Genomic DNA, 15,489 nt, shown 5'->3' on the forward strand with positions numbered 1-15,489 from the left:
CCAGTGCCCGGTGCGGAACTAGAGGAACCGCCCCTTGTGGAACAGCAGTGGCGCGACGTCGTCAGCGGCGCTCGCGCCGAGCGCGTTCACCCGGCCGACCACGATCAGGTGGTCGCCGCCCGTGTGCACCGCGTGGATCGCGCAGTCGATCCACGCGGCGGCACCGGTCAGCCGGGGCGCGCCCGAGACCGGGGCCGCGTCGTAGGCCACGCCCGCGAACTTGTCCGCGCCGCTCACCGCGAAGGCGCGGCACAGCCCGCCCTGGTCCGCGCCGAGGACGTTGACGCAGAAGACGCCCGCGCGGGCGATGCGCGGCCAGGTGGCCGACGTACGGCCGACCATGAAGCAGATCAGGGGCGGGTCGAGGGAGAGGGAGGAGAAGGACTGGCAGGCGAAACCGGCGGGGGAGGATTCGCCTTCGGCGGCCGGTGCGGTGACAACGGTCACCCCGGTCGCGAAGTTCCCGAGGACGCGCCGGAACTCCGTCTGGTCGACCGGGGCCCGCTCGTCGGCGCGCACACAGCGCAACTCCGGGCGCGGCAGCGCCTCCACGGGGCCCGGCCCGGGAACCGACCTGAGATAACGGACGGCGGCGGCGGCCGCCCCTGCGTGTCCCATCACCTTTTCATTGAAGCTGACGCATCGTCAGATGGGAAGGGTGGTGAGCGGCGCGATGCGGGCACTTACGCTGCGCTCATGGGGTGGGGAAACATACGTGGACGACTGCGCGGCGGCGAGGTGTCCTGGTCGCGCGAAGATCTGGGCGCGGCCGCGGCGGTGGGCGCGGCCCAGCTGCCCGCGGCGGCGGTGCTGTGGTGGGCCGCGAGCAGCGGCGGCGACGACTACGGCGCCGGGTCCGGCGGTGCCCTGGGCGCCGCGTGCTTCCTGGTCTTCGGGTGGCTGCTGCTGCCGGTGCTGGGCGTGGTGCAGGCGTTCGTCCTGACCCGGCCCGCGGTGGTGCTCGCCCGGCTCGCGGCCCGGCGCCCCGGCGGCCCGTCCTGGGCGTGGCATCTGGCGGCCCCGGTGGCACCGGCCGTCCTCTGGGGCGGACCGGCCGCGCTGCTGTGGTCCTGGCCGCTCACCACGACGGTTCCGGTCCTGGCCGCACTGGGCCTGCTGCCCACTCTCAGCGTCGCGTACGGCCGCAGGCGTTCCTGGCGGCCGGCGGCCGTCTGGCGGTGGGCGGTGCCCGGCTCGGTCGCCCTGTTCCTCCTGGCCCTCGGCGGCGGCGTGGCGGCCACCGAGGCGGGCCTGATCCGGCAGTACGAGCCACCGAAGCTGACCGCCGACCAGCTGACCGGGGTCTGGCGGGGCGACGACGGGGCCGAGCTGCGGCTGCGCGCCGACGGCAGCGCCGAGGCCGCCCGGCTGCCCGCCCAGCCTCCCGTCGGCGACGGCGAGTTCCGTGACTACGTCGTGTGCGAGGGGTCCGGTACGTGGAAGCCCGACGCCGACAGCTCCGGCACCGGCCGCGACGGCGTGCTGCTCAGCCTCGACGCCGACTGCGGCGAGAACACCCACTGGTCCATCGGCGGCAGCGAGAAGTCCCCCCAGCTGTTCGTACTCTTCGGCGACCCGGACGCGGGCACCCTCCGCATCCTCGAACCGGCTGACGGCTGACGGCTGACCGGCCCACCGTGCGGCCGGCCCACCGCACCGCACCGCACGGTCGGCCCGTGCGGCTCAACGGCCCCGGAAGTCCGGGCTTCTGCGCTCGACGAAGGCCCGCAGGCCCTCCTGGGCGTCCCGCGTCGTCATGTTGATCTCCTGGGCCGCCGCCTCGGCCGCGAACGAGGTGGCGCGGTCGGCTTCCAGGGAGGCGTTGACCAGCTGCTTCGTCAGGGCGAGGGTGCGGGTGGGGCCGCTGGCGAGACGCTCCGCCCACGCCCGGGCCGTCTTCGTCAGCTCCTCGTCCGGTACGACGCGGTTGACCAGGCCCAGGCGCTCCGCGTCCGGTGCCGAGAGGGCGTCGCCGAAGAACATCAGCTCCTTGGCGCGGTGCGGGCCGATCAGGCGTGGGAGGAGGTAGGCGCCGCCGCCGTCGGGGACCAGGGCGCGGCGGACGAACACCTCGATGAAGCGGGCCGATTCGGCGGCCAGGACCAGATCGCAGGCGAGCGCGAGATGGGCGCCGAGGCCGGCGGCGGTGCCGTTGACCGCCGCGATCACCGGTTTCTCGCAGTCGAGGACGGCGGCGACCAGGCGCTGGGCGCCGAGGCGGATGGTGCGGGCCACGTCACCGGGGACGCGTTCGGCCGCGCCGGCGCCGCCGCGGAGGTCGGCGCCGGCGCAGAAGCCCCGGCCCGTTCCCGTGAGGACGACGGCTCCGATCTCCGGGTCGGCGGAGGCTGCGGAAAGCAGTTGGATGATGCGTTCCCGCTGGTCAGGGGTGATGGCGTTGAGGGATTCGGGACGGTTGAGGGTGAGCTGGGCGACCCGGTTGTCAGTGGCGTGCAGTACCAATGACTCAACGGATATTTCCGGCTCTTCGGGGGATTTGGCCATGTTCATCTCAGCGACACACCGCCAACGCGTCCAGCGCCACCGCGCCCTGCCCCTGTTCCAGCACCATCAGCGGGTTGATGTCGAGCTCGGCGAGCTGGTCGCCGAGTTCCAGGGCCATGCGCTGGACGCGGAGGACCACCTCGACGAGGGCTTCGAGATCGGCCGGCGGCCGCCCCCGGACCCCGTCCAGCAGGGCCCGCCCGCGCAGCTCGGCGAGCATGTCCCGGGCCTGCTCCTCGCCGAACGGCGGGACACGTACGGCGGCGTCGTGCAGCACCTCCACCAGCACCCCGCCCAGGCCCACGGTCACGGTCGGCCCGAACAGGTCGTCGTGCGTGACCCCGACGACCATCTCCACGCCCCGCTCGACCATCTGGCAGACCAGCACCCCGTCGAGGGTCACCCCCTCGTAGCGGGCGATGTCGGTCAGCTCCCGGTAGGCGTCCCGGACCTGGCTGGCGGAGGTCAGGCCGATCTTCACCAGGCCCAGCTCCGTCTTGTGGGCGATCTGCCCGCCGGACGCCTTCATCACCACCGGGTAGCCGACCAGCCCCGCCGCGCGCACCGCCGCCGCCGCGCTGGTCACCAGCTGCTCGCGCGGCACCCGTATGCCGTACGCGCGCAGCAGCTGCTTCGCCGCGTGCTCGCTCAGCTGCTGCCCCGGCCGCATCAGCGCGAGCGCCTTGCGGTAGGAGGGCGAGGGGGTGCGCGGGGCCTCGTCGAAGGGGGAGTGGTAGGCGCTCACGAAGCGGTGGTGGTCGAGGTAGGCGCGGACGGCGGTGAGGCAGTTGCCGACCGTGCGGAAGGTGGCCACCCGGGAGGAGCCGAGCAGGACCTCGCGGTAGGCGGCTTCGGTGCCGACCGGCGAGCCCCACACCACGCACACCAGCTTGTCGCTGGCCTCGGCCGCGTCGACCAGGTCCTGGACGAGCCGGTCGCTCAGTGGCGGGAAGGGGCCGGTGATCGGGCAGATCAGCACCCCGACCTCCGGGTCCGCGAGGATCGAGTCGATGATCTTCCGGCCGCGCCAGTCGCCCACCGGGTGCCCGCCGTTGTCCACCGGGTTGGCCACGCTCAGGTACTCCGGTATCCACTGGTGCAGTTCGGCCTGGCGCGCCTCGGACAGCACCGGCAGCCGCAGCCCCAGGCCGGACGCCAGGTCGGCGGCGTGCGCGCCCGTGCCGCCCGAGATCGAATAGACCACGACCCCGTCGGCGCGCGGTGCCCGGGCCCGGGCCAGCAGGGCGGCGGTGTCCTGGAGTTCGTCGAGGCCGTCGACGCGGATCACCCCGTACTGCCGTAGCGCCGCGTCGACCACGTCGTCCGCGCCGGTCAGCTTGCCGGTGTGGGAGGCGGCGGTGCGGGCGCCGGCCTCGGTGCGGCCGACCTTCACGGCGACCACCGGCACCTGGCGGCGGGCCGCGCGGTCGGCGGCCAGCAGGAAGGCGCGGCCGTCCTTCAGGCCCTCGACGTAGCAGGCGATCGCGCCGACCTCGGGGCGTTCGGCGAAGTAGGAGATGAAGTCGGCGGTCTCCAGGTCGGCCTCGTTGCCGGTGGGGGCCCAGTGCGAGAGGCGGATACCGAGTTCCTGCGCGGCGAAGACCGGCCGGCCCTGGTGCCCGGACTGGGTGATCAGCGCGATCGCCGGGCCGTCCAGGTCGTCCCGGAACCGCTCGAAGGCGTTGAGGTTGGTGTTCGGGCCGAGCAGGCGGAGACCGGAGCGGCGGACGGCGGCCGCGAGCCGGGTCTGGGCGGCCGCGCCCTCCTCGCCGGTCTCCGCGAACCCGGAGGCGAAGGCGACGGCGAACTTCACCTTGGCCTCGGCCAGTTCCTCGATCACCGGAAGGGGGTCGGCGACCAGGAGTACCGCGAGATCGACCTGCTCGGGCAGGTCGGCGACGGAAGGGGCGCAGGGGATGCCGAAGACCGACGGCCGGGTCGGATGCACCGGGTGCACCCGGGCCCCGACCCGGCCGGCCCAGTCGAGAATCTGCCGGGTGATGCCGGTGTTGGGCCGTCCGTCGGCGTCCGAGGCGCCGATCACGGCGACGGACTCCGGCCGGAAGAACCTGTCCAGATCCGGTACGTCCGCGTACAGCGGCCGTCCGCTGACGTCCAGCTCGTCCGAATCGGCCGCCCGTCCGTGGACGGCGGGCCCGGGACGCTGCTCACCGCAGGCGATGGCCCTGGCCCGGCGGGAGTCGGTGGTGAGGGTGCCGTGGGTTGATCCAAGCATCGTTCCGCCCGCTCCTGTGTGACAGCACAATTAACTGACGCAGTGTCAGATTACTGAACTGACACTGCGTCAGGAACGGGTGTGCACGCAAAGTTGAGGCCGAAAACAGCCGGAGGTGCCCGCGCTGTCACCCCAGCGCCGTCAGTACCTCCTTCGCCACCCGTTCGCCCGAGCGCACCGCTCCGTCCATGAAGCCCGTCCAGAACGTCGAGGTCTCCGTGCCGGCCCAGTGGATGCCGCCCGCCGGTTCGCGCAGCGCGGCACCGTACTCGGTCAGCACGCCGGGCGGCGCGTAGGCCACCGGGCCACCCCGTGAGAAGCCTTCATTGTCCCAGCGTTGCAGCACGAAGGAGGTGGGGGATTTGGCCTTGTCCCCGAAGTAGTTGACGTAGTCGGCCAGGACGGCGGCCTTGACGTCGTCGGTGCTCGCCGCGTCGTAGGCCCGCATCTCGTCGGCCTCGATGAAGCCCATCAGGGCGCCGTAGGAGGCGTCCGGCGGGGAGTTGTCGAAGGTGGAGCGGACCACGCCGGAGTCGCTGACGGCCTGCCCGTTGAGGCCGTCGGCCCGCCAGAAGGGGGTGTCGTAGACGGCGATGGCCTTGCCGATCGAGCCCATCGGCATCCGCTGGGTGAGCTGGTCGCGGGCGGCCGGCAGCAGCGGGTCGTAGGTGATGCGGGCGGCCAGCGGGGGCGGTACGGCGACGACGACCCGGGTCGCGTTGACCGTGATGCCGTCCGCGGTGACGACGTAGGAACCGCCGGACTTGGTGATGGAGCGGACGGGGGCGCTCAGCACCACCCGGTCGCCGAGGGTCGCCGCGAGCTTGATCGGGACCTGCTGGGAGCCGCCGACGAAGCGGGACTCCTGGGCGCCGTTCGCGGTGTCGGTGAGGCGTTCCAGGGTGCCGGCGGTGGAGGCGTTGCCGGCGGCGGCGATGTAGTAGAGGACGTAGAGGAGGGAGAGTTCGCGGGGCTGGGCCGAGAAGATCGACGTACAGGCCAGGTCCAGCAGGAACTTGGCGGAGGGCACGATCGCGTGGGCGTTCAGCCAGCTCTCGAAGGTCTGCTTGTCCCACTCGGCGGCCTTGGCGGCGGTCCAGGGCGCGTCCACCGGCACCTTCGTGGCCATGCTGTCCAGCTCGGACTGCACGATCGCCGCGTTGGCGAGCCCGGCGGCGTCCACCGGCGGGACCGAGCCGAGCAGGCCGCTGGTGTCGTACGGGGTGCGGGTGCCGTCCTTGTAGAGGAGGTTGTCGCCCGTGTTGTAGGTGGTGAAGGTCGCCACGCCCAGGGAGTCGGCCAGCGCCTTGATGCGGTCCTGGGTGGGGCCGATGAACTCGCCGCCGCCCTCGGTGAATCCGCCGTTGGCCAGCTTCAGGTTCACCACCCGGCCGCCGACCCGGTCCCGGGCCTCCAGGACGGCGACCGTCTTTCCGCCCGCCACCAGGTCGCGGGCCGCGGTGAGCCCGGCGAGGCCGCCGCCGACGATCGCGACGTCGACGGTCCGGGAGCTCGCCGCGGACGCGGTGCCCGCGGTGACCGCGGTGAGGCCCACGGCCCCGGCGGCGGCACCGCCGAGCAGGGAGCGGCGGGACAGGGGCTGGGCGGGGGCGGGTCGGGGGGAGAGCTGTCTTTCACGTGCCACGTGCGTCCTCCGTCATGAGCGAGAGGGGTGGAGCCGGAAAGTTGAGCAGGGCTCACATTCTGGTCTCGCACGGGGGCACAGTGCTACCGCAGGTAACAAAGAACTCTCGTCGCATCGGTCACATGCGTAACAGGGGTCGTACGTAAGGAGGTTGAGGTTTTCTACGCCACGCGCTGACGCTTGGCGACCGCCTTGGCGATCTTCTCCGCGTCGATCGCCATCTCGCGGAACATGCCGCTGATGGGGTTGGTGTAGCCGGTGAAGTAGAGGCCCGGGGCGTTCTTCGGGGTGCGGGGGCCGTGGGCGGTGGGGCGGCCGCGCTCGTCGAGGACGTCGAGATGGCCGACCAGGCCCTCAAGGCCGCGGACGTACCCGGTCGCGGCGATCACCGCGTCGGGGGAGAGGAGGGTGCCGTCGGCGAGGACGACCTTGCCGTCCTCGAAGCCCTCGACGGCGGCCGTGATCTCGACCTTGCCCTGGCGCACCGCGTCGATCAGGCCGACGTCCAGGATCGGGATGGCACCCTGCTTGACCCGGCTGTAGAGCCCGCTGTCGGGGCGGGGCAGGCCCTGGGCGGCCAGGTCGGGCACGCTGACCTTGGCCATGGTGCGGGCGAGCCGGTCGACCAGGCCGGTCGGCAGCCGTCGTACCAGGATGGAGTTGTACTGGGCGGCCCAGCCGGCGGTGGAGCGGCGCACGATGTGCGGGACCGTGCGGACGGCCAGCCGGACCCGGGCCGCGCCGCCCTCCACCAGGTCGACGGCGATCTCGGAGCCGGTGTTGCCGGGGCCGACGACCAGGACGTCCCGGCCCGCGAAGGGCCCGGCGTCGCGGTACTGGCCGGCGTGCAGGAACTCGCCGCCGAAGCCGTCCCGGCCGGGCCAGTCGGGGATGCGGGGCGTGTGGTTGAAGCCGGTGGCGACCACCACCGCCGAGCCGGTCAGCTCCCGGCCGCCGGTGGCGTGCAGCAGCCAGCCCTCGCCGTCGGCCGAGCGCTCCACGCGGGAGACCTCGACGCCGGTGACGATCTCCAGTTCATGGTGCTCGGCGTACTTCTCCAGGTACCGCACCACGTTGTCGCGGGAGACCCAGCGGCCGAAGCGGCGCGGCATGGGCAGGCCCGGGAGCGCGGAGAGCCGGCGGGTGGTGTGCAGGTGGAGCCGGTCGTAGTGCCGGCGCCAGGACGCGCCGACCTCGTCCGACTTCTCCAGGACTACGGCGCGGATGCCCCGGGCCCGCAGCGCATACGCGGCGGCGAGCCCTCCGGGGCCTGCGCCGATGACGTAGACGGGGGAAACGGTGGGGGGAAACACGGCCATGAGCGCGAGCGTAATCACGCTTCACGTTGATGGGTCTCGGTCAAGACCGGAATTGGTTGCGGATTGATCACACCGGTAGGAGAAGTGGGTGGGACTTGTGACGTAGCCCACCTCATCCGGTCCGCATCCGGCCGGAAAAGAAAGGCCCGTGACGTCGGGCCCCGGTGCGCTGGGGCCCGACGTCACGGGTGGGCGGTGTCCTTAGACAGACGGGAAAGAACACCGCGTTCTGGGAGGCTATCGCGACCGTGAGAGCTCTTTCCCGATTGTGAGAGCTTCTTACTTCCGCGGCGGCCTGTTAATTCCGCTTGCCCTTCTTGTCCGCGCCCTTCTTGTCCTTGCCGAAGGAGGTGACATCGGCGATCCAGGTGATGAAGTCGCCGGGGTCGGTGTTGGCGCCGTGGCCCTGGTCCCAGTAGTAGAGGTGGTTCACGTCGTCGCCGAGGTTGTCCAGGCGGGCGGCCAGGTTCGCGGAGATGACGTGCGAGGTGTCGGAGTCGCTGGTGCCGAGGCGGATCCACCAGTGCTTGGAGCGGCGGTCGTTGACCTTCTCCACCAGGTGGTACATCGGGTTCATCAGGTTCAGCTTCTCGGGGATGTCGGCGGCGACCCGCTTGCTGCTGAGGCCGGTGGTGTCATTCTTCGCGCCGAACGCCGTGAAGTGACGGTTCTCCGTCGTACCGGCTCCGAATTCATTGTTCTCGCCCGCCGACAGGTCGAAGGCGTCGAAGGCCGGGGTGTCCTTCTTGCGGGCGCCGACGTGGGTGAGGAAGTCGTCCCAGCCGAAGGTGGCCTTGCCGGCGGACCAGGTGATGAAGGTGTTGGCGGCGAGATACGTCGCGCGGTCCGCGTCCGAGAGGGCGGCGAGGTACGTGGTGGCCGACGGCTGGAGGTACTGCTCGACCAGGTAGTCGTCGTAGTTGCGGGCGTTCAGCGGGCCGAAGCCGTCCAGGCCGCGCAGCTTCAGACCCGCCTGGTACTCGGCGAACTGCGCCCTGAGCTGCTTGGAGACGGTCTGGTCGACCTGCTTGCCGGTGGAGAGGTCGTTGGTGCCCCAGTTCCACTCGTAGGCGCCGTCGGCGTGCTCCAGGTCGGTGATCGGGCACCAGGCGCCGACCGCGAAGATCGCGTCGGAGGCGTCGGCCGCGCCCAGCTCCTTCAGGTACTTCTCGTAGATCGGGCTGTCGCCGGACGCGCCGAGCAGCGAGGAGAGGGCGCCACCGGCGCTCGTACCGGCGGAGACGATCTTGTCGACGTCGCCGGGGATCAGGCCCTTGTTGGCCTTGATGTACCGGACGGCCGCCTTGAGGTCGACGATCGCGGCGGGCGCGGTGCCGTAGTACTCGCCGTCGGAGTTCTTGAGGGTACGGCCGCGGGCGCCGGGCTCGATCACGACGTAGCCGGCGGCGAGCGCGAGGAGCTGGTTGCTCGCCGTGGCGCCGCCGGTGGCGTTGGTGTTGGCGTTCGCGTTGGGGGCCGCGCTCGTGGAGGAGCTGGGGGCCGCCCCGCTGGGGGCCGCGCCGCCGCCCATCGCCGAACCGCCGCCGCCGACCTCGGTGGCGTCCGCCACGGAGGAGGGCATGTAGCCGCCGATGGAGTTGGCGAGCAGGATCGGGGCGTCCGTCGGGTCGACGGCCGTACCGTCGATCTCGACCGGGGCGCTGACGATCAGGGACTGGTAGGTCTCGTCCACCGGGTTGGCGACGTAGGTGATCGCCTTCCAGAAGTGGTATGTCACATTGTGCTCGGTGCCCGCCGTGTCCGTGACGGTCGTGGTCAGCTTGGAGAACCCGTCCGGATCGAACGCCAGGGAGCCCGCCGCGCCCGCCGAGCCCGACGACGAGTCGCTCGACGCCTGTGCGCTGAGCGCGATGCCGCCGACCGCCGCGACACCGGCCGTGGCGCCGATACCCATGACGACCGTCCTGCGCTTGACTGACCTGTGCTTCACCGTGCTGCCCCTCGTCTTTGGACTCCTTGGCCTTGCGTCTGCGAACGTAGGTGACCGCCGACAAAATCGTCAACAATTCGTCGGGATTCATGGGCGGCGCACAGCCCCACGGGAAGTGCACAGGCTTTTCAGGCCCGACTCTCGGCTTTCCAAGTCACCTGACGTACCGTCAGATCCATGGATGCCCCCCGCTTCGACCTCCCCGAACCGGACGCCTTCACCCGCCCCTACTGGGAGGCGGCGGCCGAGGGCCGGCTGCTGCTGCGCCGCTGCCGTGACTGCGGCCTGGCCCACCACTACCCCCGGGAGTTCTGCCCGCACTGCTGGAGCGAGGACGTCGACTGGGAGCCCGCGACCGGCCGGGCGACCCTCTACACCTGGTCCGTCGTGCACCGCAACGACCTCCCGCCGTTCGGCGACCGCGTCCCCTACGTGGCCGCCGTGGTCGACCTGGCAGAGGGCCCGCGCATGATGACCGAGCTGGTGGACACCCCCGAGCCGGGTGCCGGGCTCCGGCTGACGGTCGCCTTCCGGGAGGGCGTGCCGGTGTTCCGCCCCGAGGTGCGCTGAAACGCGCTGGGCCGTCGCCCGGCACAGGAGTTTCAATGGCCTCATGGCCCAGACCCACGAACAGCCCGCCGGCCACCGCCCCGACGCCGTCCCCCACGGACACGGCCTGCGGCTGGACCGCTGGGACCCGGACCAGGAGTCCCACGTCGAGGCCTGGTGGCGCGGCCGGGCCGACCCGGACTTCCTCCGCTGGAACACCCCGCTCACCCCGGACATCGACCTCGCCGGCGCCCGGGCCGCCATGGTCGGGCAGCTGGCACAGGCCGCCGACGGCACCTGCGCGCCGTTCCGGATCGCGGACGCGCGGAGCGGTACGACCCTCGGCCACGTCGGCATCAACGTGATCGACCGGGTGTTCCGGTCGGCGCGGGTCGGCTACTGGGTGCTCCCCGAGGCGCGCGGCCGCCGGGTCGCCACCCGCGCCCTCGCCCTGGCCGCCGACTGGACCTTCGCCGAACTCGGCCTGTACCGCCTGGAGCTGGGCCACGCCCTCGGCCACGACGCGTCCTGCCGCATCGCGCAGACGTGCGGCTTCCCCTACGAGGGCACGCTGCGCGGCGCGATGTTCGAGGCGGGCCGCCAGAACGCGTTCCGCGACGTCCACCTGCACGCCCGCCTCGCGACGGACCCCGGGACCGCCGTGGAGGCCTAATTCGGATGCCCGGCGGGGCGGTCGGACGGGACCATCGACCATGGACCCCGAAACACACGCGGTCGACCGGCACGCAGTCGACCGGCACGCGGCCGACCGGCACGCAGCCGGCTGGCACTTCACCACCGACGTCGACGAATTCCTCTCCTACACAAGGGACTTCCTCCACTCGCGCCCCGACCTGCACACCGTCCAGCTGACGGTGACGGAACGGCTCCGGCGGAGCGGCCCGCGGGCCTACGGCGACCGGCCGGCGCTCCTCGGGCACCTCGTCCGGGAGGACGGCGGCGTCGGCGCCACGCTGCTGCACACCCCGCCGTACGCCCTGGGTGCCACCCGGCTCACCGCCGACGAGGCCGAGACGCTGGCCGCCGTTCTCGTGGACCTGGGCCGTCCCGTCACCGGCTTCGCCTCCGAGCGGGCCACGGCGGAGGCGTTCGCGGCGGCGTGGCAGCGGCGGACCGGGGCGTCCGCGCGGCTGCACGACCGGCACCGGCTGTACCGGCTGGCCGAGTTGACCGACCCGTCGCCGATGCCCGAGGGCCGGGCCCGGGTCGCGGGCGAGGCCGACCGGGAGCTGCTGGTCCGCTGGTACGACGGGTTCGTCGAGGACGCGGGCACGCACGGCGGCCGGGGCGGCGCGGACTGGGCCGACTTCCGGCTCTCGTACGGCGGCGTCACCCTCTGGGAGACCGCCGACGGCACCCCCGTCTCCATGGCCGGCGTCACCCCGACGGTCGCCGGACAGGCCCGGATCGCACCCGTCTACACCCCGCGGGAGCTGCGCGGCCGCGGCTACGCGGGGGCGGTGACGGCGCAGGTCAGCCGGGCGGCGCTGGCCTCGGGGGTCGGCGAGCTCCTGCTCTTCACGGACCTTGCCAACCCGACGAGCAACGCCCTGTACCAGCGCATCGGCTACCGGCGGGTGGCCGACTGGGCGGAGTACACGTTCGGGGAGCGGGCGGCGTGAGCACCGCCGCTCACGGCCACAGCAGCTGCCGCTGCCAGGTCCCGTCCGCCTGCCCGGTGTACCGCAGGCGTACGTGCCGCCGTTCCGGGTCGCCCTGGAAGAACTCGGCCTCCTCCGGGCGGAGCCGGTAGAGGGTCCAGGTCGGGGAGAGGGCGGCCGGGTCGGTGCGGGCGCGTTCCCAGGCCGCGTCGGACGCCTCGCGCAGTTCCTCCAGCGAGGACAGGGGGCCGCTCTGCAGACCGGTGAGCGCGGCGGCCAGGGCGCCGGTCGAGCGGGCGTGCAGGTCTGCCTGGCTCTCCTCGGAGGGGGCGGCGGTGACCGGGCCGCGGAGCCGGATCTGGCGGCCCAGCACCGGCCAGTAGAAGGCGAGGGCCGCGTACGGGCGGGCGTTCAGCTGGTGCCCCTTGCGGCTGGTCACGTGCGAGCCGAAGGACCAGCCGTCCGTGTCCGCGCCGTGCAGCATCACGATCCGTACGTCCGCCCGGCCCTCCTCGTCCGTCGTCGCCAGCGACACGGTGTGCGGCTCGGGCTGTCCGGCCGCCACCGCCTCCGCGAACCAGGCGGTGAAGAGCGGGAGCGGGGCGTCGGGTGCCGACGCCGGGTCGAACGGCCGTAGCTCCGTCGTCCCGGGGGACCAGACGCGGAGCGACTTCAGGAGCGTGTGGAGATCCGTGGCTGCCATGTGCCGAGTATCACTCGGGCACCTCCGGCAGCCGTGTCATCAGGGGTCGCACGGCGGTCGGGCCTTCCCCGCCGGACCCGGTCGCAAACCCGACCGGGCAAACCGCTGCGCACACCTGTGCCCCGGCACCACACTGTCCGGCATGAAGGGACCCAGGACCGTGAAAGTGGCCGTACGCCATAGGGCGGGCGATACCGGGCGACCCAGGACGCGGTCCGCGGCCTGGGCCACCCGTGACTTCCGGCTGGTCCGGCCGGCTGTGGGCCGCGACCGGGTCGAACTGGAGTGCCCCGTCTGCGCGGTCGCGGTCCTCGCCGAGGTCCGCGACCACGGCCGCACCCGGCGGGTCCGCACGACCTGGCGGGCCGTCTCCCTGTTCTTCCTCGCGGTCTTCGCCGTCTCGCTCGCCTACGCCGTCCACGAGGGCGGCCGGGCCCTCCCGGCGGGGCAGTCGCCGCCGCTGCTCCTCCCGGTGAGCGTGGTCGCGACCTGTGTGACCCTGGTCGTCGCCCCCGCCGCGTGGCTGATCGGCCGCGGCCACCTCGGTGTCACCCTCCTCGACGCGCCCGGACCCCGCCGCGGCCACCGGATCGTGCCGGTACGCGGCTGACGGCCGCTCAGTGCCGGGCGAACTGCACCCCGGTCCGCTGGACCACGTCCGCGCGTACCGCGAGCGCGGGGACGACGAGCTGCTCCCCGTAGATGTCGGTGAGCCGGAGCTCGGCGCCGCAGCCGGTGCCCTGTTCGGAGAGGAAGTAGTTGTACCCGGTCCGGGTCAGCGCCAGCCAGCCGCCGCCGGTGCGGACCTCCAGGCGGGCCAGCGGGTTGCGGTGGCCGATCGCCTGGATGCCGCACCAGTACTGGGTGGAGCCGGTCTTGTAGCGGATCGAGACGGTGTCCGAGGTGGCCGGGCTGAGCAGGCTCCAGGTGATCGCGATCCGGCCCGCCGACAGGGGCGCGAGCTTCGCGAACGCCTGCTGGTTGAGGTCGAGTTGGCCGACCGCGCAGGGCGCCGGGCACTCGTTGGTGATCCGTACGGTGATGGACTTGCCGCTCGCCGCGCGGACGGAGACGTACGCCCCGCAGGCCTTCGCCGTCTCGTAGTCCGCGGTGTTCATGGCCGCGGTCATCACGTCGGAGGTCGGGCCGAACGAGCAGGCGCCGTCGCCGTTGCCGACGTCGTAGGAGGTGGCGACCCCGTCGTACGTCGTCCCGGGGCGGATCCGGCCGGCCGCCGGGGCCGTGGTGGTGGACGGGGTGCGGGCCGTGCCGCTCGTCGCCCGCCGGGTGGGGGTGGCGGTGGTGGACGGGGTCGCGGACGCGGGCGGTGTGGTGCGCTTGCCCGCCGCGGGGGTCGAGGTCGTCGCCGAGGGCTTCGGCGAGGTCGGGGACGCCGAATCCGGCACCGTCGGTGTCGCGCTCGTCACGGCCCCGGCGTCGGACACCGCCCGGTCCTGTCCGCCGCCGGACGCGTCGCCGGGCCGGAAGGCCACGATCAGCGTGACGACCAGGGCGACGGCGGCGACGGCGGCCACCGCGAGCAGCGGGCCGCGGACCGGTCGCCACTGGAAGTCCTGTTCCGGGCGCGGGCGTCGGCGATGTGAGGAGGAGGCCACGGAGGAATCCTTACGCGGTGTCGGCGGTGCACGTCCTTCGAACGAATGAACTTCGAAGCTTCCGACGGTAGTTGCCGCCGAAGCCGAGAAGGTTGCCGCCGTTCCGGAAAGGGTTGCCGCCACCCTCCGCTCAGTCCCGACCCAGCACCACCGTGCCGGACGAGCAGAACCAGCCGCCCGTGCCCGAGGCCACCCCCAGCTCCGGCAGCCCCCCGCCGGCCCGCCGCACCTGCCGGTCACCGGCCTCCCCGCGCAGCTGCCGTACCGCCTCCACCAGCAGGAACAGCCCTCGCATCCCCGGGTGCTGGGCCGAGAGCCCGCCCCCGTCCGTGTTCACGGGAAGCTCCCCTCCGGCCACCCGCAGCCGCCCCTTCTCCACGAACGCCCCGCCCTCGCCCTTGGCGCAGAAGCCCAGGTCCTCCAGGGTCACCAGCGTCATGTAGGTGAACGCGTCGTAGATCTCGGCGAAGTCGATGTCGTCGGGGGCTACCCCGGCCCGCCGGAAGGCCAGTTCGCCGCTGACCCTGGCCGGGGAGACCGTGAAGTCCGGCCACTCCGACATCGTCGCGTGGGAGACGCACTCGCCGCTGCCGAGCACCCACACCGGCGCCGTACGGCAGTCCCGCGCGTACTCCTCGGCGGCCAGCAGCACCGCGGCGCCGCCGTCCGAGCGGATGCAGCAGTGCAGCTTGGTGAAGGGGTCGGCGATCATCGGGCCGGACAGGACCTCGTCGACCGTGACCGGGGTGCGGAACATCGCCTCCGGGTTCAGTGCCGCGTTCGCCCGCGCCTGGACCGCCACCTCGGCCAACTGCTCGATCGTCGTGCCGTGTTCGATCATGTGGCGGCGGGCCGCCATCGCGTACTTGGCGATGAGGGTGTGGCCGTAGGGGACCTCGAACTGAAGGGGGCCGCGGGCGCCGAAGGACAGGTTCCCGGTCCGGCGGCCCGACCTGATGTCGGCGCGGGCCGTCGAGCCGTACACCAGCAGGACCGCGTTCGCCCGGCCCGCCGCGATCGCGTCCGCCGCGTGCGCCGCCATGACCTCCCAGGTCGAGCCGCCGACGGAGGTGGAGTCCACCCAGGTGGGACGCAGGCCCAGGTACTCGGCGACCTCCACCGGGGCCAGCGTGCCGAGGCCCGCCGACGCGAAGCCGTCGATCACCTCCCGGCCGAGGCCCGCGTCGGCCAGCGCGCGGCGGGCCGCCTGGGCGTGCAGGGCGTAGGGGGTGGCGTCGTCCACGCGACCGCAGTCCGAGAGGGCGACACCGACGACGGCGACCTTGCGGGGTCCAGTCATGAATCTGACGGTACATCAGATCTGCCGGACTCCGCCTCTGTGC

The 15,489-nt window shown here is 72.7% G+C and carries 14 protein-coding genes; 5 read left to right on the forward strand and 9 right to left on the reverse strand.

Annotated elements, in window-relative coordinates:
• Positions 1 to 18: 18 nt before the first annotated feature.
• Entirely contained in the window at positions 19 to 618 is a 600-nt protein-coding gene (locus tag ACIPSJ_RS29230; protein ID WP_359207159.1) for a flavin reductase family protein, read from the reverse strand.
• A gap of 78 nt (positions 619 to 696) precedes the next feature.
• On the opposite strand from ACIPSJ_RS29230, the gene ACIPSJ_RS29235 reads away from it, so the two are divergent.
• Entirely contained in the window at positions 697 to 1,620 is a 924-nt protein-coding gene (locus tag ACIPSJ_RS29235; RefSeq protein ID WP_401350544.1) for a hypothetical protein, read from the forward strand.
• A 63-nt stretch (positions 1,621 to 1,683) separates the two neighbouring features.
• Here the strand turns inward: ACIPSJ_RS29235 and ACIPSJ_RS29240 are convergent, their stop codons facing one another.
• From ACIPSJ_RS29240 to ACIPSJ_RS29260, 5 genes are all read right to left on the reverse strand, one after another.
• Positions 1,684 to 2,505: an enoyl-CoA hydratase/isomerase family protein gene (locus ACIPSJ_RS29240; protein WP_401350547.1), complete on the reverse strand. Its 822-nt coding sequence runs from the start codon at positions 2,503 to 2,505 to the stop codon at positions 1,684 to 1,686.
• Between the two features lie 7 nt (positions 2,506 to 2,512).
• Positions 2,513 to 4,741 carry an acetate--CoA ligase family protein gene (locus ACIPSJ_RS29245; protein WP_401350550.1) on the reverse strand — a complete coding sequence of 743 codons (2,229 nt, stop codon included), beginning with the start codon at positions 4,739 to 4,741 and terminating at the stop codon, positions 2,513 to 2,515.
• Between the two features lie 127 nt (positions 4,742 to 4,868).
• Entirely contained in the window at positions 4,869 to 6,386 is a 1,518-nt protein-coding gene (locus ACIPSJ_RS29250) for a flavin monoamine oxidase family protein (RefSeq protein ID WP_401350552.1), read from the reverse strand.
• Between the two features lie 161 nt (positions 6,387 to 6,547).
• On the reverse strand, positions 6,548 to 7,705 hold the full coding sequence (locus ACIPSJ_RS29255; protein WP_401350554.1) for a flavin-containing monooxygenase: 1,158 nt from the start codon (positions 7,703 to 7,705) through the stop codon (positions 6,548 to 6,550).
• A gap of 298 nt (positions 7,706 to 8,003) precedes the next feature.
• Complete coding sequence (locus ACIPSJ_RS29260; protein WP_401350960.1) at positions 8,004 to 9,620, reverse strand: subtype B tannase; 1,617 nt, start codon at positions 9,618 to 9,620, stop codon at positions 8,004 to 8,006.
• A gap of 213 nt (positions 9,621 to 9,833) precedes the next feature.
• On the opposite strand from ACIPSJ_RS29260, the gene ACIPSJ_RS29265 reads away from it, so the two are divergent.
• From ACIPSJ_RS29265 to ACIPSJ_RS29275, 3 genes are read left to right on the forward strand one after another with little or no spacing between them, the layout of a single operon-like run.
• A complete protein-coding gene (locus tag ACIPSJ_RS29265; protein ID WP_401350557.1) occupies positions 9,834 to 10,226 on the forward strand; it encodes a Zn-ribbon domain-containing OB-fold protein in 393 nt (130 codons plus the stop codon).
• A gap of 43 nt (positions 10,227 to 10,269) precedes the next feature.
• Entirely contained in the window at positions 10,270 to 10,878 is a 609-nt protein-coding gene (locus tag ACIPSJ_RS29270; protein ID WP_401350560.1) for a GNAT family N-acetyltransferase, read from the forward strand.
• Between the two features lie 40 nt (positions 10,879 to 10,918).
• Positions 10,919 to 11,848 carry a GNAT family N-acetyltransferase gene (locus tag ACIPSJ_RS29275; RefSeq protein ID WP_401350563.1) on the forward strand — a complete coding sequence of 310 codons (930 nt, stop codon included), beginning with the start codon at positions 10,919 to 10,921 and terminating at the stop codon, positions 11,846 to 11,848.
• Between the two features lie 10 nt (positions 11,849 to 11,858).
• Here the strand turns inward: ACIPSJ_RS29275 and ACIPSJ_RS29280 are convergent, their stop codons facing one another.
• A complete protein-coding gene (locus ACIPSJ_RS29280) occupies positions 11,859 to 12,530 on the reverse strand; it encodes a pyridoxal 5'-phosphate synthase (protein WP_359207133.1) in 672 nt (223 codons plus the stop codon).
• Positions 12,531 to 12,672: 142 nt separating this feature from the next.
• Here ACIPSJ_RS29280 and ACIPSJ_RS29285 point away from each other — a divergent pair, with 142 nt between their 5' ends.
• Positions 12,673 to 13,140 carry a hypothetical protein gene (locus ACIPSJ_RS29285; protein ID WP_401350566.1) on the forward strand — a complete coding sequence of 156 codons (468 nt, stop codon included), beginning with the start codon at positions 12,673 to 12,675 and terminating at the stop codon, positions 13,138 to 13,140.
• A gap of 7 nt (positions 13,141 to 13,147) precedes the next feature.
• On the opposite strand, the gene ACIPSJ_RS29290 is transcribed toward ACIPSJ_RS29285, so the two are convergent.
• Positions 13,148 to 14,146: an expansin EXLX1 family cellulose-binding protein gene (locus ACIPSJ_RS29290; RefSeq protein WP_401350567.1), complete on the reverse strand. Its 999-nt coding sequence runs from the start codon at positions 14,144 to 14,146 to the stop codon at positions 13,148 to 13,150.
• 130 nt (positions 14,147 to 14,276) lie between these two features.
• Positions 14,277 to 15,446, reverse strand: a complete 1,170-nt coding sequence (locus ACIPSJ_RS29295) for a thiolase C-terminal domain-containing protein (protein ID WP_401350569.1) — start codon at positions 15,444 to 15,446, stop codon at positions 14,277 to 14,279.
• Positions 15,447 to 15,489 lie beyond the last annotated feature (43 nt).

Source organism: Streptomyces sp. NPDC090088, from assembly GCF_044747345.1.
GTDB lineage: Bacteria > Actinomycetota > Actinomycetes > Streptomycetales > Streptomycetaceae > Streptomyces.